Source organism: Burkholderia sp. B21-005 (assembly GCF_020843965.1).
Taxonomy (GTDB): domain Bacteria; phylum Pseudomonadota; class Gammaproteobacteria; order Burkholderiales; family Burkholderiaceae; genus Burkholderia; species Burkholderia ambifaria.
Genome location: NZ_CP086302.1, coordinates 2,847,757 through 2,867,084, shown reverse-complemented (window position 1 = coordinate 2,867,084; position 19,328 = coordinate 2,847,757). Strand labels below are relative to the sequence as shown.

The window sequence follows — 19,328 nt, the reverse complement described above, 5'->3', positions numbered from 1 at the left end:
CGGACGGCGTTGCCTTCCGCCGCCTGGGGACTGTCGACGCCGCAACTACCGCTCCGCCCGTTATTCGGCATATTGGGGGATGCCCTTAGGCGCTATGATACCGGCCTGACATCAGCGCCCGCCCAGCGAAGCGGCGACCGGGCAGGCTGGGGTGCCTTGCTTTCGCCGATCGTGAGTCGAACAAGGCGTTGACTGACAAGAACGATATTCGGCCAGTACACAATGATTGAAAACCTACGAGAATCAATTTCGCTGCGGCGCGCGGCAGGCGCGTCGCTGGCCCTGGCGGCGCTGCTGGCGGGCTGCGCGTCGCAACCGGACGCGATCCAGCGGAAAACCGGCTGGTTGCGCGCCGAAGTGGCCGATTCCTATGTGTATGCGTATCCGCTCGTGCTGATGGACGTCGCGAAGGAAGCCGCGACGGGCGGCGACGGCGCGCAGCCGGGCCAGGCGCCGCTCAACACGCTGCGTCACGCGCAGGCGCTGCCGCCCGTCGGCGCGCTCAACCCGCCGCTGCCGGGCGTCGACACGCTCGACTCGACCGGCTGGCTCGACGTCGGCGCCGAGCCGGTGATCGTCACGCTGCCCGACACCCGCGGCCGCTACTGGGATGCCCGCGCGCTCGACATGTGGACGAACGTGCTGTGGTCGTCGTCGAGTGTCGCGGCGCGTGGCGCACGCGGCGCCGCGCGATCGCAAACGATTGCCTTTGCCGCGAAGGACTGGCAAGGCACGCTGCCGAAGGGCGCATTGCGTATCGACGTGCCGTCGGCCAACGCCTGGCTCGAAGTGCGCCTGCAGACGAGCGGCGGGCGCGACCTCACGAACGTGAAGAAACTGCAGCGGGCGATCCGCGTGGTGCCGCTGTCCGTCTATACGGGCAGCGCGCGCGGCGCGTCGGTCGCGGTCCATGCGGGCAGCGCGCCGTCGGAAGCGGCGAGCGGCGGCACGCCGGCCGAGCAGGTCGCGGCGCTCGACCCGAAGGCGTTCTTCACGCGTTTCGCGCAGGCGCTGCAGGACAACCCGGCACCCGCCGACGATGCGCACGCGCAGGAACTCCTGAACGACATCGGCGTGTCGGCCGGCTACCCGGTGCCGTGGACGGGCGATCGCCTGAGCGCCGCGACGGCCGGCGTCGCCGAAGCGCGCGCGCGGCTCGCGGCGCCGCCGCCGAACCTGCTGAACGCGAACGGCTGGAGCTGGATCGGCGACGCGGCCGGCAAGTACGGCCAGGACTACGCGCTGCGCGCGTACGCGGCCTACACGCAGTTCGGCACCGCGACGCGCGACGACGAGACGCTCGCGCTCGTGCGCGTCGACAGCGACGGCCATCCGCTGAACGGCGCGAACCGCTACGTGCTGCACTTCGCGCCGGGCGCGCTGCCGCCGGTGCGCGGATTCTGGACGCTGACACCGTACGCGACCAACGGCGCGCTGCCCGACGTCGGCTCGGCGCGCCGCTCGCTCGGCGACCGCGACCGGCTGCGCCGCAATCACGACGGCTCGATCGACGTGGTCGTGTCGGCGTCGTCGGGCGGCGCGCATGCGGCCAACTGGCTGCCGGCGCCGCGTACCGATTTCGCGCTCGCGTTGCGCCTCTACGCACCGAAGCCGCAAGCGAGCGATGGCTCGTGGATGCCGCCCGTCGTCGTCCGGAAATGAACGGATAGGCGCCGCCGCTGTCCGATCCGCGGGCGCGGCGCTCGCGCCCGAACGCCGTTCCGTCACCTCCTGAGCCTATACTTTCGGGATAGCGTGCACGGCCGCGCCGGTTTTCCGGCGCGGCCCGGCATCCCATTCCGAGGCATTCAAGCATGGCAAGCGCAGAGAAACAAACCCTATCCTCCACCCTCCATACCCTCGGCGGCGTTGCACGCTCGCGCCGGGCCCGCCGTATCGGCCTCGGCGTGCTGATCTTCATCGTTTTGTTCGGACTGCTCGGGTTCTTCGCGGCGCCGCCGCTGATCCGCCACATCGCCGAACAGCAACTGAGCCAGCAGCTCGACCGGCCGTCCACGATCCAGCGCATCGCGCTGAACCCGTACACGCTGAATCTCGAAGCCGACGGCGTGCACGTCGGCGAGCGCGGCGGCCAGGGCGACTTCATCGATATCGACAAGCTCGTCGTGCGGCCGTCGTGGTCGTCGCTGTTTCGCGGCGCGCCGATCGTCAACGAAGTGCGCGTCGACTCGCCGCGCTTCCATATCGTCCGCTACGACGCGCAGCGCTTCAACTTCACCGACCTGATCGAGAAGTTCTCGAAGCCGTCGCCCAAGCCCGAAAGCAAGCCGACGCAGTTCTCGGTGTCGAACATCCAGGTCAACGGCGGCCGGATCGACTTCGACGACCGCCTGCTGAACGAAAAGCACGTGGTCGACAACTGGACGCTCGGCATTCCGTTCATCGCGACGCTGGCGTCGAAGACCGACATCTTCGTGCAGCCGAAGCTGCGCGCGCGGTTCGACGGCAGCCCGATCGCGATCGACGGCAAGACGAAGCCGTTCGCGCAGTCGCGTGAGTCGGAAGTCGCGCTGAAGTTCGACCGGCTCGACGTGCCGAAGCTGATTTCGTACGCGCCGGCGAAGCTGCCGGTGATCGTCACGAGCGGCCTGTTGAGCAGCGACCTCACGCTGAACTTCGTGATGAGCGGCGACACGCCCACGCTGCGCGTGTCGGGTAGCGTCGACCTGAACGACGCGAAGGTCACCGGCCGCGCGTCCGAGCCGCTGTTCGCCGCGCGCGGCGTGCATGTGGCGGCCGCCGGCCTCGAGCCGCTGCGCAACGTGCTGCATTTCGACGAGATCCGGCTCGACCAGCCGGTCGTCGACCTGGCGCGCGACAAGCAGGGCGTGCTGAACGTCGAGAAGCTCGCCGGCCAGCCGGCCGCCGCGCCGAAGGCTGCCGCGGGCAAGCCGGCCGCGTCGGGCGCCGCCGCATCGACGGCCACCGCCACCGCCGCCACCGCCGCGAGCGGTGCAAAGGCCGAAGCCGCCGCGAAGGAAGCACCGCCGCTCGACCTGACGATCCGTCATTTCGCGATCGACGGCGGCACGATCAACGTCGACGACCGCGTGCCGGCGACGCCGACCGCGATGTCGCTGACGAAGCTCGCCGCGACGCTCGACGGCTTCACGCTGCAGGGCAAGACGCCGGCAAAGTACACGCTGTCGACGTCGCTGTCGCGCGGCGGCGACGTGAAGGCCGAGGGCGCGTTCAGCGTCGCGGCGAAGCAGGCCGACACGAAGCTGACGGTCGACGCACTCGCGCTGCCGGCGCTGCAGCCGTATCTCGGCGAGGCGACCCGTGCGCGCGTGCTCGACGGCACGCTCGGCGCGACCGTCAACGCGAAGGCCGACTGGGGCAAGACGCCGCTCGATGCGCAGATCGCCGACAGCACGGTGAGCCTGAAGTCGCTGAAGCTCGCGACGCCGGACGCGAAGGCGCCCGCGATCGTGTTGCCCGACGCAAGCGCGAAGATCGCGAAGGTCGATGTCGCCGCGCGCACCGCGGAAATCGCGAGCGTCGACGCGACCGGGCTCGCGCTCGACGTGACACGCCTGAAGGACGGCAAGATCGATCTCGCGGCGCTGGCCGAACCCGCGCAGGCGGCGGTGCCCAAGCGCACGGTCGCGCGCAAGGCCGAGGCGGCCGCGCCGTCGTGGCATTACCGGATCGACGCGCTGAACGTGAAGGACTCTGCCGCCAACTTCACGGACCTGTCGACGCCGCGTCCGGTGAAGCTCGCGATCAAGCCGCTCGACCTGTCGGTGCAGAAGATCAGCGACGACATGACGAAGCCGCTGCCGGTGCAGCTGAAGGCGACGCTGAACCGCAAGGGCGCGCTGAGCGTGTCGGGCGACGTGACCGCGCAGCCGCTGAAGCTCGGCCTGAAGATCAACGGCAACCGCCTCGACGCGGCCGCGTTCGAGCCGTACTTCGGCAGCGCGCTGAACGCGACCATCGCGAGCGCGCTGCTCAACGCGCAAGGCAACCTGACGTTCGCGCAGGTGAAGGACGCGCCGCGCGCGACCTATCGCGGCGATGCCGCGCTGGTCGACGTGCGGATGCTCGACAAGGCGACGTCCGATCCGTTCGCGGGCTGGCGCTCGCTCGCGTTGTCGAACCTGAAGGTGAACTACGACGAGAAGGGCACCGACGTCGACGCCGCGCGCGTGACGTTCTCGAACTTCTACGGTCGCGTGCTGCTCGATGCGCAGGGGCGGCTGAACCTGAAGGACGTCGTCGCGAAGGAGACGGGCCCCGCGCAGTCGCTCACGCGCGATGCGAGCAAGGGCGAGCCCGTGCCGCTGTCGCCGGGCGCCGCACCGGCCGCATCGGCCGCGGTCGCGCAGCAGGCGTCCGCGCCGGCCGCTGCATCGGCGACGGTCGTCGTGAAGGCCGCGCCGCCGCCGCAGAACCCGGTGCGGATGCATTTCGGCGAGCTGCTGCTGCAGAACGGCCGCGTCACGTACACGGACAACTTCATCAAGCCGAACTACACGGCGCACCTCGTCGCGATCAAGGGCACGGTCGGCGCGTTCGGCACGGATTCGACGACGTCCGCACCGGTCGACGTCGCCGCGAACCTCGAGGGCAACGGGCCGATCTCGATCAAGGGTTCGGTGAATCCGCTGATCGAGAAGCCGGCGCTGGACCTGACGGCGACCGCGCATGACATCGAGCTGACCAACCTGACGCCGTATTCGGCGAAGTACGCGGGCTATCCGATCACGAAGGGCAAGCTCAACGTCGATCTGCACTACCAGCTCGCGAACGACCAGTTGCAGGCGAACAACCACATCTTCATCGACCAGCTCACGTTCGGCGACCACGTCGACAACGACACGGCGACGAAGCTGCCGGTGAAGCTCGCGATCTCGCTCCTGAAGAACACGCGCGGCCAGATCGACGTGAACCTGCCGGTGTCGGGTTCGCTGTCGAATCCGGAATTCAGCGTCGGCGGGCTGATCTGGCGCGCGGTGCTGAACCTGATCGCGAAGGCCGTCACGTCGCCGTTCTCGCTGCTGGCGAATGCGTTCGGCGGCAGCGGCGAGGATCTCGGCTACGTCGAGTTCGCGCCGGGCTCGTACCAGCTGACCGACGCGCAGCAGAAGAAGCTCGACACCGTCGTGAAGATGCTGACCGAGAAGCCGTCGATCCGCCTCGACCTGATCGGCCGCGTCGATCCGGCGAAGGACACGCCGGGGCTGCGCGACGCGTACGTCGACCGGCTGGTGCGCCAGCAGAAGCTGAAGGACGTGATCGGCCAGGGCGAGAGCGTCGATCCGATGTCGGTGAAGGTCGACCCGGCCGAGTACGAGAAGTACCTGACGCGTGCGTACAAGGCCGCCGACTTCAAGAAGCCGCGCAACCTGGTCGGCCTGCAGAAGACGCTGCCCGAGGCGGACATGAAGCAGGCGCTGGCCGATCATGCGCCGGCCGACGACAACGCGCTGCGTGCGCTCGCGCAGCAGCGCGCGCAGGCCGTGCGCCAGTATCTCGACGGCAAGATCGATTCGAGCCGGATGTTCGTCGTGGCGTCGAAGCTCGATGCGAAGGGCATCGAGGACAAGGGCGCGACGACGCGCGTCGACTTCGGCCTGCAGTAACGCGCGTTATTCCCTCATCCGCCGCCGCCGCGTCCGACCGGCAATCGGGCGCGGCGGCGCGCTTCCCGTCAGCGCACGGCGATCGCCGGTTCGCGCTTGTCCAGTTCCTTCTTCGCGGCCAGCGGCAGGCGGGCATCGTCCCATTGCGTGAGCCATTCGATTTCCTTCGCGGTAAACACCTGTCCGTAGTTGCGCAGCGCGTACTGCAGCGCGTCAACGACGTGGTGGCGAATGATTTCGGGGGTACGTGCATCGTCCAGCACGAACCGGAGAGCTTCCAGGGTCGACATACGCGTGCTCCGGGCTAGGGGAAAACCCTTTATCGCACGCCAATAGTCCTGCGCCAACCGGGAAAAAAATACGGTCCATGCGGCCGCGCCGGGCACGCACCGCATTGCGACTGCGCGATGTCAATTGCGATTGGTTACGTTTGATAGAAAACAGAAAGCCCCGCTTCATGCGACCGCCGCACGACGCGCCGATATTTGGCGCGCCTGTTGGCAAGTCATGCGGTTCAACGTCAATCGATGAGGTGGGGTGATGATTTCCAGGTTCGCTAAGCAACGAAACATGGCGGTGATGGTGGCGGGCGCGCTGGCGCTCGCAAGCGCGGGCGCCTACGCGGCGCAGCAGGACGGCAACGGCCAGGGCGAGAACGGCGGCAACGCGCGCCGTGTCGTGAAGCACGTGCTGCTGATCAGCGTCGACGGCCTGCACGAGCAGGATCTCGCGCGCTGCGTCGGCGCGAATACGTGCCCGAACATCGCGGTGCTCGCGCAAAGCGGCGTCACGTACACGAACGCATATACGCCGGGCCTGTCGGACTCGTTCCCGGGCCTCGCGGCGCTCGTGACGGGCGGCTCGCCGAAGACGGCCGGCCTGTTCTACGACGTGTCGTACGACCGCAACCTGTACGCGCCGAGCGACACGACCTGCTCGGGCAAGCAGGGCTGGAACGTCGTGTTCGACGAGACGACCGGCATCGATGCATTCAACGGCGGCGCGCTCGTGCACCTCGACGGCGGCGGCGCGTTCAACCCGCAGGCGATCCCGAATGCGAAGGTCAACGGCAAGTGCGTGCCGGTGTACCCGCACGACTACGTGAAGACCAACACGGTGTTCGAAGCCGTGAAGGCTGGCGTGCCGAACGCGTACACCGCGTGGGCCGACAAGCATGCGTGGGGCTACGACTGGGTGAACGGCCCGTCGGGCAAGGGCGTCGACGATCTGATGCGCACCGAGATCAACTCGATCGATCCGGCGACGCAAACGGCCTATACGGACGTCTATTCGCATACCGCGCAATTCGACAACCTGCACGTGCAGGCGCTGATCAACCAGATCAACGGCCGTGACTCGACGGGCACCAAGAGCACGCCGGTGCCGACGCTGTTCGGCGCCGACTTCCAGACGCTGAGCGTCGCGCAGAAGGCGGCGGTGACGAAGGGCGGTGGCTACCTCGATGCGAACTTCACGCCGAACGGGCAGGTCGCGAACGCCATCACGTACGTCGACAACTCGATCGGCCATATCGTCGCGGCGCTGAAGCAGGCGAACCTGTATTCGTCGACGGCCGTGATCGTCACGGCGAAGCACGGCCAGTCGCCGAGCGATCACACCAAGCTCGTGAAGAACGGTGACACGCTGACGAAGCTGCTCGAAGCGAACAACTACATCGACCCGAACGGCAACTTCGGCCAGAACAACACGGCGACGGGTAACCTGAACGACGGTTCGGGCCTGGTCGGCACGGGCCTGGTGCAGACCGACGACGTCGGCCTGATCTGGCTGCGCGACCGCAGCCAGCGCACGGCCGTGGTGCAGACGCTGAAGGCGAACCTCGGCTGCAACGCGCCGGGGATCTGCGCGGACGGCTCGCAGGCCTACATCCTGTACGGCGCGGCGCTGGCCGAGCGCTTCGGCGATCCGGCCAACGGCCGCACGCCGGACATCATCGTCCAGCCGAATCCGGGCGTGATCTACACGTCGAGCACGAAGAAGGACGAGGAGCACGGCGGCAACGCGCCGGACGACAGCCACCTCGGCCTGCTCGTGTCGTATCCGGGCCTCCATCGCGCGCGCACCGTGAGCGATCTCGTCGGCACGAAGCAGGTCGCGCCGACGATCCTCGGGCTGCTCGGCGCCGAACCGCGTCTGCTGAACGCAGTCGTGGCCGAGAACACGCACGTGCTGCCGGGGCTGGGCATCGGGCGTTGATGCTGGATGCCGGATGCCGCCCGAAGGCGGCGTCCGGCGCGGAGCGCGCCTGCCGTGCGGTGGCGCGCGGCGTCTTCCCCATGGCGATCCGCGTAGTCGCGGCCCGCGTCACCCGCGCGCGGATTCGTCCAGCATCCATTCCCTGAAGCGCCGCAACGCATCGCTCGTTTCGAGGCGCTCCGGCGCGTAGCACAGGTAGTGGCCCTGCACGTGCACGTCGACCGGTGCGTCGAACGGCTCGATCAGCGTGCCGGCCGCGAGATTGTCGAGAATCAGGAAACGCGGCACGAGGGCGATCCCGAGCCCGGCCTGCGCCGCCTGAATCAGCACCGAATACTGTTCGAAGCGCGGTCCGGCCAGCGCGTTCATCTGCGTCGCGCGATACCGCTCGGCCCATTCGGACCACGCAATCTCGGCCTGCTCGTGCACGAGACGCGGCGCCGCCACCGCGTCGGCGGGCACGTGCAGCGCATGCCGATCGGCGAATTCGCGCGAGCAGACCGGCACGAAGGTCCGCCCGCCCAGATAGTCGCTTCGTACGCCTTCCCATGCGCCGTCGCCGTAGCGGATCGCCGCGTCGAGTCCGAACGGAAACACGTCGCCGGGCGCGAGATGGCGGCGAAAGCTCAGCGTGACGCTCGGCGCGGTGGCGAGAAAGCGCGTGAGCCGCGGCAAGAGCCACTTGGTCGTGAACGTCGGCACGCTCGCGATCGTCAGCAGGTCGCTGTTCTCGCGCGCGCTCAGCAGTTCGATCGACGCGTTGCCGATTTCGCGCAGCGGCCCGACGACGCGGGCGTGGTAGACCTGGCCCGCGCGGGTGAGCGCGAGGCCGCGCCCCTCGCGCACGAACAGCTTCACGCCGAACAGTGCCTCGAGGTTCGCGATCTGCCGGCTGACCGCGCTCGGCGTCAGGCCCAGTTCCCGGGCCGCGTAGGAGAAATTCAGGTACTTCGCGGAAGTGGCGAATGCGTGCAGCTCCGCCACGTTCGGATACAGGTGTTTCATCGGCGGCTGTTCCGTCCTTGCACAGATCGATGCGCGCTTTGTACGTTTTTTTCATGACGATGCCATGTCGGCGCCGCACACTGCAGCCGTTCGGAAAACGCGTGACAGCCCCGCCTGGCGGGCGTCGTGCGGTGTCCTTGTCTCTTGCTCGCGAGTCTTTCCATGCCTGCGTCTCCTGCCCCGGCACTGGCCGATGGTGTTCCGGTTCCGCGTAACCGGCCCGTGCGTCCGAGCGCCGGACGCCTGCTGCTGCACGCGCTCGTCGCCGTGTTCGGACTCTATCTGCTGTTGCCGATCGCCCTGCTGCTGATCGGTTCGGTGGGCCAGTCGTGGACGAACACGCTGCTGCCCACCGGCTTCACCGGGCACTGGTTCGCCGACCTGGCCGAGAACCGCAGCTTCACCCGCGCATTCGGCGTGAGCCTGACGGTCGCGCTGGCGTGCTGCGCGCTCAACGCGGTGGTCGGCCTGCCGCTCGCCTATGCGCTGCATCACCGCGCACAGGCCGGGCGCGGGATGGCGACGCGCATCGTGATGCTGATGCCGGTCGGCGTGCCCGCGCTGACGCTCGGCTTCGGCTACATCGCGATCTTCAGCGGCGACACGCTGCCGTGGCTCGGCACGCTGCCGCTGATGATCGCGGCGCACGCGGTGCTGACGCTGCCCTACCTGCTGCAGACGCTGCTCAGCGATCTGCGCCACCTCGGCCTCGCGCGTCTCGAGGCCTGCGCGGCGACGCTCGGCGCGACGCCGCTGCGCCAGTTCTTCACGATCGTGCTGCCGAACCTGCGGCACAGCCTGTTTTCCGGGCTCGTGATGGTGGCCGCGCTGTCGATCGGCGAATTCCAGATTTCGAACCTGATCGCCGGCTTTCGCTACCGCAACTATCCGATCGTGCTGCTGCAGGCGTTCTATGGCGCGTCGGGGATGGCGTGCGCGGCCACCGTCGTGCTGCTCGTCCTCGCCGTGATCGCGACGCTCGTGTCGGTCGGCACCGTACAACGCATGAAATGAGTCCGTCATGAGCCTCGAGTTCGAACACGTCAGTTTCCAGTATCCCGGCGCGCGGCATGGCGTCGACGACGTCACGCTGGCCGCCGCGCAGGGCGAACTGCTCGCGGTGATGGGCCGCAGCGGGTCCGGCAAGTCCACGCTGCTGCGGCTCGCGGCCGGCCTGCTCGAAGGCGGCAGCGGCCGTATCGCGATCGGCGGCGACGACATGGCGGGCGTGCCCGTGTGGCGGCGCGAGGTGGGCATGGTGTTCCAGCACTACGCGCTGTTTCCGAACCTGTCGGTAGCCGACAACGTCGGGTACGGGCTGCGGATGCGCGGCGTCGCGGCGGGCGACAGGCGTCGGCGCGCGCACGCGATGCTCGAGCGCGTCGGGCTGGCGGCGCATGCGGAGCGTGGCATCGCGATGCTGTCCGGCGGGCAGCAGCAGCGTGTCGCGCTGGCGCGCGCGCTCGTGATCGAGCCCAGGCTGCTGCTGCTCGACGAGCCGCTGGCGGCGCTCGATGCCGGCATCCGCCATCAGCTGCGCGACGAGATCCGTGCGCTGCAGCGCGCATGCGGTGCGACGACGCTGCTCGTCACGCACGACCAGGACGAGGCGCTGAGCATGGCCGATCGCGTCGCGATCGTCGACGCGGGGCGCGTGCTGCAGGTGGGCACGCCGCGCGAGCTGTACGAGCGTCCGGCCAGCGCGCAGGTCGCGCGCTTCGTCGGGCACTCGACGCTGCTGCGCGGGCGCGTGCTCGCGCACGGCACGGTCGACGTGCGTTTCGCGACGCTGAACGTCGCGACCGACGGGCACCGGCCGGGCAGCGAGATCGACGTGCTGGTACGGCCCGAGCATGTGCAGGCCGACCCGCCGGCGCACAGCATGAATCGCATCGAAGGCCGTCGCGGGGAAGTGCGTTACTTCGGCGCGACGCAGCGCTACGACTTCATTCCGGACGGCTCGGCCGACGCGCTGCTGTGCGAGGGGCGCGAGCCCGCCGCACGCAGTATCGCCGTCGAGCCGCGCCATCTGCTCGTGCTGCCGGCGTCGCCGGACGCGCGATGACCCCTTTCGTTCAACGGAGATTCACGATGCTTGCAGGCTCCCCTGTCATGAAAGCCATGCGCAACCGCGTGCTGGCGCTGTGTGCGCTCGTGGCGCTTTCCTGCGCCGCGGCGCATGCCGCGCCGCTGTATCCGGGCGAAGACGCGCTGTACGCAAAGGCCGCCGACGAAGGGCTCGTCGTGTCGTTCGATACCGGCCCCGAATGGGCGAACTGGAAGGCGCTGTTCGCCGAATTCCGCAAGCGCTATCCGAAGGTCGAGATCACCTACAACGACATCGGCTCGGCGGCGACCGTCGTCGCGCTCGACAAGTCGCGCCGCCGTCCGCAGGCCGATACCGCGTACTACTTCGCCGCGTCGGCGCTCGATGCGGAGAGCAAGGACGTCGTCGCGCCGTTCAAGCCGGTCAACTTCGACAAGCTGCCGAACGTGTTCCGCTCGGCGGACGGCCGCTGGTTCGCGGTGCACTCGCTGAACATCGCGTTCCTCGTCAACCGGAAGCTCGTGAAGAACGTGCCGCAGCGGTGGTCCGACCTGCTGAAGCCGGAATATCGCAATGCGGTCGTCTACCTCGACCCGCGTTCGACCGGACAGGGGCAGGTCGCCGTGTTCGCGGCCGCGTATGCGAACGGCGGGAGCGTCGAGAATCCGAAGCCCGGCGCGGACTTCTTCGGCAAGCTGAAGAGTGCGGGCAACGTGCTGCGCGTCGAGGGCACGACGCCGTATGCGAAGTTCGTGAAGGGCGAGATTCCGATCCTGATCGGCTACGAGAACGACGGCCTGAAGGCGAAGTACGTCGACGGCATGGGGGACGCGGCCGACGTCGTGATTCCGCAGGACGGCAGCGTGTCGGCGCCGTATGCGATGAGCCTCGTGAAGAACGGCCCGAACCCGGCCGCCGCGCAGCTCTGGCTGAACCTGGTGATGAGCGACGTCGGGCAGGCGCTGTTCGCGCAGGGCTTCGTGCGGCCGGCCGTGCCCGGCACGCCGGTCGCGCCGGACGTCGCGGCGAAGCTGCCGAAGGCGCCGCAGGTGCGCCCGCTGGACGTGGCGAAGGCGGCGACGCGCAAGGCCGAGGTCGACCAGCTCTGGTCGCAGGCGACGCTCGGCCAGTAAGGAGCGCGCGATGCAGACCTCCCTGGCCGAACGCGGCGCGCTGCGCCGCTTCGGCGCGGTTCCGGCGGCGCTCCTGCTGGCCGTGTGCTTCGTGTTGCCGCTCGCCGCGCTCGTCGGCTCGGCATTCACGGACGGCGGCCGCGCGTTCGCCGCGGTGCTGCGCGATCCGCTCGTCGCCGATGCCATCGCGCGGTCGCTGGCGCTGTCGGTCGGCGCCGGCACGCTGTCGGTCGGCGTGGGCGTGCCCGTCGCGTTCGCGCTGGCCGGGCAGTCGCCCACCCGCCGCCACTGGACGCTGGCGCTGCTCGGCGTGCCGCTCGCGTTCTCCGGGCTGGTGATCGCGTACGGCTTCATCCTCGCGTTCGGCCGCGCCGGCTTCGTCACCACGCTGGCGGCGTCGCTGGGCGCCGACCCCAACGTGCTCGGCGGCGCGATCTACACGATGCCGGGGCTGGCGGTCGCGTATGCGTATTACCTGATCCCGCGGGTCGCGCTGATGATCTATCCGGCGCTCGCGAACCTCGACCGGCGACCGCTCGAGGCGGCGCTGACGCTCGGCGCACGGCCCTGGCGCGCGTGGCTCGACGTCGCATGGCGCGAACTGTGGCCGTCGGTCGCGTCCGCGTGGTGCCTCGTGACCGCGATCGCGCTCGGTACGTACGGCACCGCGCTCGCGCTGGCCGGTACGCAGATCAACATCCTGCCGCTGCTGATGTATCTGAAGCTGTCGGACGGGCAAACCGATTTCTCGCAGGCGGCCGTGCTGTCGATCGTGCTGACGGCGATCTGCACCTGCGTTCTTGCATTGGGGGAAGGCCTTGTTCGGCAACGACGTCATTGAGTGGTCGGAAGCGGCGCGCGACGCGCTCGCGCAACTCGCGCAACGGCAACGCGGCGCGCGCCGGCACCGGATGCCGGTCGGCGTGATCGGCCCGCGCGACGCGACGGATGAACAGATGCGGGCTGCCGAGCGGATCGCGCATGCCCTGGCGGCGGCGGGCATCGCCATCGTCGGCGGCGGCAAGCAGGGCGTGATGGAGGCGGCCGCGCGCGGCGCGCACGCGGCCGGCGGATGCGCGATCGGGCTGTTGCCCGAGGACGATGCGCGTGAAGCGAACGCGTATCTGACGGTCGCGCTGCCGACCGGGCTCGGCATCACGCGCAACGCGTTGATCGCGCGTGCGTCGCTGTGCCTGGTCGCGGTGGGCGGCGGGCTCGGCACGCTGTCCGAGATCGCGCTCGGGCTGCAGTGGGGCAAACCGGTGTTCACGATGTGCGGCGCGCCGCCGGTGGCGGGCGTCGAGTGCTTCGATGAAACGGACCGGCTCGTCGCGCGGGTTGCGGGGTGGCTGGCCGACGCGGCGTAGGTCGCATGGCGCGCGCACCGATCGCCGGCTGCGTCGGCAGGCGAGTGCCGGTTCGGACTTGAAATGGGGCGCGCGGCCCGTCATATTGTCTGCGCCTGAACTTTCAACGACGCCCCCGGAGGATTCCCGATGCGCCTTTTGCTTGCCCTGCTGTTGCCGTGGTTCCAGTTCTTCACGATCGGCCGCCCGATCGCCGGAATCATCTGTCTCCTTCTGCAGATCACGATCATCGGCTGGCTGCCCGCCGCGATCTGGTCGGTGTATGCGTTGAGCCAGTACAAGACCGACCGCAAGATCGAAGCGGCGTTGGGCGAGCGGCGGTAGGCCGGGGGGAGGGCCGCGGCGCCGCATGCCGGGCGGATGCGGCGAAATCGGACGGGTCGGCAAATCGGCAAATCGGCCGACGAAATGAAAACGGCCGCCTCGATCATCGTTCGATCGAAGCGGCCGGCCGGCCTACTTCACCGCAAACAGCGTCAGGTTCATGAAGATCTTGAACGCATAGCCGAGCGTGACGGCGCCGATCACGCCGCCCGCCCACAGAACGACGAACCACATCCAGCCGCGCATCCGCGGACGCGGCGCGTCGGGCTGGTGAGCGGCGGAATCAGTGGTGGTAGTAATGCTGGTCTTCATGGCGCACCTTGCCTCGGAATACCCAATAACCCATCGTCGTGTAGGCGATGATGATCGGGAGGATAACCGCTGCGCCGACCAGCGTGAAGGTCTGGCTCGAACGCGGCGCGGCCGCTTCCCAGATCGTCATCGTCTGAGGAATCGCATACGGGAACATCGTGACGAGCAGGCCGACATAGCCGAGCAGCACGAGCGCCAGCGCGAGCATGAACGGCGTCATGTCGTGCCGCGCGCGCACCGCGCGACGCATCCACACCGCGCACCCGGCGACCAGGAACGGCACCGGCAGCAGGCGCCAGAACAGCCCCGAATCGAACCAGCGCTGCGCGATGGCCGGATCCTGCAGCGGCGTCCACAGGCTGACAACGGCGATGAAGCCGAGCAGCACGACGGTCAGCGGCCACACCACGCGATGCAGGCGCCGTTGCAGATCGCCCTCCGTTTTCGCGACGAGCCAGCAGCAGCCGAGCAGCGCGTACGTCACGATCAGGCCGAGGCCCGTCAGCAGGCTGAACGGCGTGAGCCAGTCGAATGCGTCGCCCGCGAACACGCCGTCTTTCACGTTGATGCCCTGCAGGAACGCGCCGAGCGCGATCCCCTGGAACAGCGTCGCGCCGGCCGAGCCGCCGATGAACGCGAGATCCCATAGCTGCTTCGTGCGCCGCGCCTTCGCGCGGATCTCGAACGACACGCCGCGGAAGATCAGGCACACCAGCATGAAGATCAGCGGCAGGTACAGCGCCGACAGCACCGTCGAATAGACGATCGGAAACACCGCGAACAGGCCGGCGCCGCCGAGCACGAGCCACGTCTCGTTGCCGTCCCACACGGGCGCGACGGTGTTCATCATCAGGTCGCGTTCCTTCTCGTCCGGGAAGAACGGGAAGACGATGCCGATGCCGAGGTCGAAGCCGTCGAGCACGACGTACATGAAGAGTCCCAACGCGATGATCGCGGCCCAGATTACGGTGACGTCCATAGGTTTTCTCGTTTGCGAAAGGGGTGGGCTCAGACGGTCTCGATCAGCTCGTCGACAGCCGACATCGGGCGGCGCGCGGTGTGATCGAGGCGCGTGTCGGGCCTGTCGTGATCCGCGTCATGCGGGGCGTCGGGCAGCGCGGGGCCGGTCTTCATCAGCTTCAGCATGTAGTACACGCCGGTGCCGAACACGAGGAAGTACACGATCACGAACGTCATCATCGACAGGCTGACCTGCTGCACCGACAGCGGCGACACGGCCTTCGCGGTGCGCATCACGCCATACACGACCCACGGCTGGCGGCCGGCTTCGGTCGTCACCCAGCCCGCGAGCAGCGACACGAAACCGGTCGGGCCCATCACGAGCGCGAAGCGCTGGAACCACTTCGATTCATACAGGTTGCCGCGGCGGCGCAGCAGCCACGCGAGCGCGGCGAGGCCGATCATCGCGAAGCCGAGGCCGACCATGATCCGGAAGCTCCAGAACACGACCGTCGAATTCGGGCGGTCTTCAGGCGGGAAGTCCTTCAGCCCGCGGATCTCGCCGTCCCAGCTGTGCGTGAGGATCAGGCTGCCGAGGTGCGGCACCTTCACCGCGTAGCGGGTCGTTTCGGCCTTCATGTCCGGAATGCCGAACAGGTTGAGCGCGGTACCGCCCTTTTCGGTATCCCACAGCCCTTCGATCGCGGCGATCTTCGCGGGCTGGTGCTTCAGCGTGTTGATGCCGTGCTGGTCGCCGATCACGGCCTGCAGCGGCGCGAGCACCAGCAGCAGCCACAGCGCCATCGAGAACATCTTCTTCACGCCCTTGTCGCGGCGACCCTTCAGCAGGTGCCATGCACCCGTCGCGGCGACGACCAGCGCGGCGACGATGAACGCGGCGATCGCCATGTGGAACAGGCGGTACGGGAACGACGGGTTGAAGATGATCGCGAACCAGTCGGTCGGCACGACGCGGCCGTCGACGATCTCGAAGCCCTGCGGCGTCTGCATCCAGCTGTTCGACGCGAGGATCCAGAACGTCGAGATCAGCGTGCCGATCGCGACCATCAGCGTCGCGCCGAAGTGCGCGCGCGGGCTCACGCGATTCCAGCCGAACAGCATGATGCCGAGGAAGCCGGCTTCGAGGAAGAACGCGGTCATCACCTCGTACATCAGCAGCGGGCCGGTGACGGCGCCGGCGAAGCTCGAGAAGCCCGACCAGTTGGTGCCGAACTGATAGCTCATGACGACGCCGGAGACGACGCCCATCCCGAACGCGACCGCGAAGATCTTCGACCAGAACAGGCAGAGTGTCTTGTAGTACTGCTTGCCGGTCCTGAGCCAGCGATATTCGAGCACGGCGATGAAGCTGGCGAGGCCGATGCTCAGCGCCGGGAAGACGATGTGAAAGGAGACGGTGAACGCGAATTGCAGGCGGGCCAGATCGAGGGCCGAAAGAGCGGTGTCCATACCAGTTGACCGAGGCTGACGATACCCGCCGGCGGGTGCCGGCGGACCCCGGCCGAACCGGCGTCGGGGTTGGCTGGAGTATGGATCGCGATGTTGCGCCGCGAAATGTGCCAACTCGTCGCAGATGTCCAGCCCGCCGCGCGCGAATTCGGCATAAATCGTTGATTCGTATCAAGAACGTCGTTCGCACCGCGGGCGGTCGCGGCGTGGCGGTCTGCCGCACGTGCGTCAATATGGCGCGTCGCATCATTGGAACGACTGTGTGCATGAGGGATCGCGATGTCGCGGGGTGTCGGCGGGCGCTGCGTGAATTGCGTACACTCTGAGTCTCGTTTCGGCAGGCCGGACGCATCGGTTCCGGTCCGCGTTCACTAGGGCACGAAGATGATCGATTTACGCAGCGATACCGTGACACGTCCGAGCCAGGCGATGCTGGCCGCGATGACTGCCGCCGAAGTGGGCGATGACGTATGGGGCGACGACCCGACCGTGCTGCGCCTGCAGGCGGTCACGGCCGAGCGGGCCGGCAAGGAAGCCGGCCTGTTCTTCCCGAGCGGCACGCAGAGCAACCTTGCCGCGCTGATGGCCCATTGCGAACGCGGCGACGAATACATCGTCGGCCAGCTCGCGCACACCTACAAGTACGAAGGCGGCGGCGCGGCCGTGCTCGGCAGCATCCAGCCGCAGCCGATCGAGAACGCACCGGACGGCACGCTGCCGCTCGCGAAGATCGCCGCGGCGATCAAGCCGCTCGACAATCACTTCGCCCGCACGCGCTTGCTCGCGCTCGAAAACACGATCGGCGGCCTCGTGTTGCCGGAAGGCTATGTCCAGGAAGCCGTCGCGTTCGCGCGCAGCCGCGGGCTGGCCGCGCACCTCGACGGTGCGCGAGTGTGCAATGCCGCCGTCGCATCGGGTCGTCCGATCGCGGAACTGTGCGCGCCGTTCGATACCGTGTCGATCTGCTTCTCGAAAGGGCTCGGCGCGCCGGTCGGTTCGGTGCTGGTCGGCAATCGCGCGCTGATCGAGCGCGCGCAGCGCTGGCGCAAGGTGCTCGGTGGCGGGATGCGGCAGTCGGGCATCCTCGCGGCGGCCTGCCTGTATGCGCTCGAGCACAACGTCGAACGGCTGGCCGACGATCACGCGAACGCCGCGCATCTCGCGGCAGGGCTCGCGCGCATCGAGCAAGTGAAGGTGCTGTCGCACGCGACGAACATGGTGTTCGCGCAATTTCCCGAAGCCGATTGCGCGCCGCTCGAGGCGTGGCTCAAGGCGCGCGGGATCCTCACGCAGATGCTGTACGCGTCACGCTTCGTCACGCACCGCGACGTGTCGCGCGCGGATATCGACACCTTCATCGACACGGTTGGCGCGTATTTCGCGCAGCGTCGCGCGTAAAGCGGAATGCGCCGGCCGGCGGGGAGCGCCGGCGCGATGTGGCGCGAAGCAGGGGGAGGGTGACGCTGCAACCCGTCTGTCGAATGTGTCGTGCCGCCGGATTACGCGTGCCGGGGCGCATCGACGGGCGGCGTGCCGTCGCGGAACAGCGCTTTCAACTGCGTGCGCAGTTCGGCGCTGTCGGTGTGCTGGTGCACCGAGACCGCATGTTGGACGGCGGCCTCCAGCAGTTCGTTGTCGGAGTCGGCGGAAATCGCGACCGAGCAGTTCATCGCGCTGGGAAAGTCGCGGCAATCGATATAGCGGCGGGACATGATGTTCTCCTCACGGGAAAGGGAGCGGCCGGAGTGGCCTGATCGGCCGCGCGGCGCGTTCGCGAGGCCGATGGAAAAAGTATAGGCGGCGCGGCGGGGTTCCTCGCCGCCGTGTGTCCCGCACCACGTGCCGCGCCGACGCTGTCGATTACCCGCTCGTCACGGCAGCGGCGCGAGCAACCGGCGCGCCGCTTCGACCACCCGTGCGGACAGCGACGCCATCGTCGGCGACTGCACCGTCCATGCGTGCCAGTACAGCGTGACGTCGGTCGGATGCACGGGCGCGAGATCGACGAGCCCCTGTGCATCGAGCGGTGCGCCGCCGATCAGCGGCTCCGGCACCATCGCGTAGCCGAGCCCGTGCCGCACCGCCGCGAAATGCGCGTGCGTGCCCGGCACGTAGTGGCACGGATACGCGCCTTCGGGCAACCCGAACTTCTCCTTCAGGAACGTGGACTGCAGCGTGTCGCGCCGCGAATACGCGACGACCGGCGCATCGCGCGCGCTCGTGCGGTTCAGGCCGCGCGGAAACCAGCGCCCCGCGAACGCGGCGGCCGCGAGCAGCCGGTAGCGCATCGTGCCCAGCGGCGTCGCGACGCAGCCGCGCATCGGCTTCGGCTCGGTCGTCACGCAGCCGACAGCCATCCCGCTTTCGAGCAGCGCGAACGTGTGGTCCTGGTCCTCGACGATCAGCTCGAACAGGATGCGCTCGCCCGCGAGCACCGAAGTCAGCGCGGGGAGGAACCAGGTGCCGAGGCTGTCGGAGTTCAGCGCGATCGTGACGGAGATCGGCGATTCGCGCTCGGCCGCGAGCGTGCTTTGCAGGTCGGCCTGCAGCAGCGCGACGCGGCGCAGGTGCTGCAGCACGCGCTGCCCGGCCACCGTCGGCCGGCACGGCCGCGTGCGCAGCACGAGCGGCGTGCCGAGGCTCGCCTCCAGCGCGCGGACCCGCTGCGTGACGGCGGACGCGGTCACGTGCAGGCGCACGGCGGCCTGCTCGAAGCTGCCGGTGTCGGCGACGGCCAGCAGCGCGGCGGCTTGCTTCGGATCGATCGTCAGAGACATGTATCGGATGGATCGAGCCAAGTTGTAATGTAGTAGTTTGCCTCAGCATCAGCGGGTGGGATATAGCAGCGGTTCCCTCAGAACAACAACAGCAAAATTTTTGTCTT

Annotated in this window: 17 protein-coding genes; 10 read left to right on the top strand and 7 right to left on the bottom strand. The window is 68.4% G+C overall.

Annotation, left to right across the window (positions count from 1 at the left end; genetic code table 11):
* The first annotated feature begins 222 nt into the window (after nt 1–222).
* Entirely contained in the window at nt 223–1,662 is a 1,440-nt protein-coding gene (locus tag LMA02_RS29355) for a DUF1254 domain-containing protein (RefSeq protein ID WP_228908570.1), read from the top strand.
* A gap of 152 nt (nt 1,663–1,814) precedes the next feature.
* Complete coding sequence (locus LMA02_RS29350; RefSeq protein ID WP_228908569.1) at nt 1,815–5,609, top strand: DUF748 domain-containing protein; 3,795 nt, start codon at nt 1,815–1,817, stop codon at nt 5,607–5,609.
* A gap of 68 nt (nt 5,610–5,677) precedes the next feature.
* On the opposite strand, the gene LMA02_RS29345 is transcribed toward LMA02_RS29350, so the two are convergent.
* Nucleotides 5,678–5,899, bottom strand: a complete 222-nt coding sequence (locus tag LMA02_RS29345; protein WP_175708443.1) for a hypothetical protein — start codon at nt 5,897–5,899, stop codon at nt 5,678–5,680.
* Between the two features lie 250 nt (nt 5,900–6,149).
* Here LMA02_RS29345 and LMA02_RS29340 point away from each other — a divergent pair, with 250 nt between their 5' ends.
* A complete protein-coding gene (locus LMA02_RS29340; RefSeq protein ID WP_228908568.1) occupies nt 6,150–7,826 on the top strand; it encodes an alkaline phosphatase family protein in 1,677 nt (558 codons plus the stop codon).
* Between the two features lie 108 nt (nt 7,827–7,934).
* Here the strand turns inward: LMA02_RS29340 and LMA02_RS29335 are convergent, their stop codons facing one another.
* Nucleotides 7,935–8,831 carry a LysR substrate-binding domain-containing protein gene (locus LMA02_RS29335; protein WP_228908567.1) on the bottom strand — a complete coding sequence of 299 codons (897 nt, stop codon included), beginning with the start codon at nt 8,829–8,831 and terminating at the stop codon, nt 7,935–7,937.
* Nucleotides 8,832–8,993: 162 nt separating this feature from the next.
* Here LMA02_RS29335 and LMA02_RS29330 point away from each other — a divergent pair, with 162 nt between their 5' ends.
* The 6 genes from LMA02_RS29330 (at nt 8,994) to LMA02_RS29305 (ending at nt 13,702) form a co-directional block, all read left to right on the top strand.
* Complete coding sequence (locus LMA02_RS29330) at nt 8,994–9,845, top strand: ABC transporter permease (protein WP_228908566.1); 852 nt, start codon at nt 8,994–8,996, stop codon at nt 9,843–9,845.
* Nucleotides 9,846–9,852: 7 nt separating this feature from the next.
* Nucleotides 9,853–10,896 carry an ABC transporter ATP-binding protein gene (locus tag LMA02_RS29325; protein ID WP_228908565.1) on the top strand — a complete coding sequence of 348 codons (1,044 nt, stop codon included), beginning with the start codon at nt 9,853–9,855 and terminating at the stop codon, nt 10,894–10,896.
* Between the two features lie 26 nt (nt 10,897–10,922).
* Complete coding sequence (locus tag LMA02_RS29320; protein WP_228908564.1) at nt 10,923–12,011, top strand: extracellular solute-binding protein; 1,089 nt, start codon at nt 10,923–10,925, stop codon at nt 12,009–12,011.
* A gap of 10 nt (nt 12,012–12,021) precedes the next feature.
* Complete coding sequence (locus LMA02_RS29315) at nt 12,022–12,852, top strand: ABC transporter permease (RefSeq protein ID WP_228908563.1); 831 nt, start codon at nt 12,022–12,024, stop codon at nt 12,850–12,852.
* A 70-nt stretch (nt 12,853–12,922) separates the two neighbouring features.
* The gene (locus LMA02_RS29310) at nt 12,923–13,378 is read left to right on the top strand and encodes a TIGR00725 family protein (protein ID WP_416378692.1); all 456 of its coding nucleotides are present in this window, start codon (nt 12,923–12,925) and stop codon (nt 13,376–13,378) included.
* A gap of 129 nt (nt 13,379–13,507) precedes the next feature.
* Entirely contained in the window at nt 13,508–13,702 is a 195-nt protein-coding gene (locus LMA02_RS29305; RefSeq protein WP_175708444.1) for a YqaE/Pmp3 family membrane protein, read from the top strand.
* 132 nt (nt 13,703–13,834) lie between these two features.
* Here the strand turns inward: LMA02_RS29305 and LMA02_RS29300 are convergent, their stop codons facing one another.
* Genes LMA02_RS29300 through LMA02_RS29290 form a run of 3 tightly spaced genes read right to left on the bottom strand, consistent with a single transcriptional unit; the run spans nt 13,835 to nt 16,444 of the window.
* Nucleotides 13,835–14,014, bottom strand: a complete 180-nt coding sequence (locus LMA02_RS29300; protein ID WP_175762225.1) for a hypothetical protein — start codon at nt 14,012–14,014, stop codon at nt 13,835–13,837.
* The gene (gene cydB / locus LMA02_RS29295; protein ID WP_006750654.1) at nt 13,986–14,993 is read right to left on the bottom strand and encodes a cytochrome d ubiquinol oxidase subunit II; all 1,008 of its coding nucleotides are present in this window, start codon (nt 14,991–14,993) and stop codon (nt 13,986–13,988) included. Before cydB ends, LMA02_RS29300 begins: the two co-directional genes overlap by 29 nt.
* A gap of 29 nt (nt 14,994–15,022) precedes the next feature.
* Nucleotides 15,023–16,444 (bottom strand): cytochrome ubiquinol oxidase subunit I, encoded by a 1,422-nt coding sequence (locus tag LMA02_RS29290; protein WP_228908562.1) that lies wholly within the window; start codon nt 16,442–16,444, stop codon nt 15,023–15,025.
* A 384-nt stretch (nt 16,445–16,828) separates the two neighbouring features.
* Here LMA02_RS29290 and ltaE point away from each other — a divergent pair, with 384 nt between their 5' ends.
* Nucleotides 16,829–17,842: a low-specificity L-threonine aldolase gene (ltaE, locus tag LMA02_RS29285; RefSeq protein ID WP_228908561.1), complete on the top strand. Its 1,014-nt coding sequence runs from the start codon at nt 16,829–16,831 to the stop codon at nt 17,840–17,842.
* Between the two features lie 101 nt (nt 17,843–17,943).
* Here the strand turns inward: ltaE and LMA02_RS29280 are convergent, their stop codons facing one another.
* Entirely contained in the window at nt 17,944–18,156 is a 213-nt protein-coding gene (locus LMA02_RS29280; RefSeq protein ID WP_228908560.1) for a DUF1059 domain-containing protein, read from the bottom strand.
* A gap of 159 nt (nt 18,157–18,315) precedes the next feature.
* Nucleotides 18,316–19,221, bottom strand: a complete 906-nt coding sequence (locus LMA02_RS29275; RefSeq protein WP_228908559.1) for an HTH-type transcriptional regulator ArgP — start codon at nt 19,219–19,221, stop codon at nt 18,316–18,318.
* Nucleotides 19,222–19,328 lie beyond the last annotated feature (107 nt).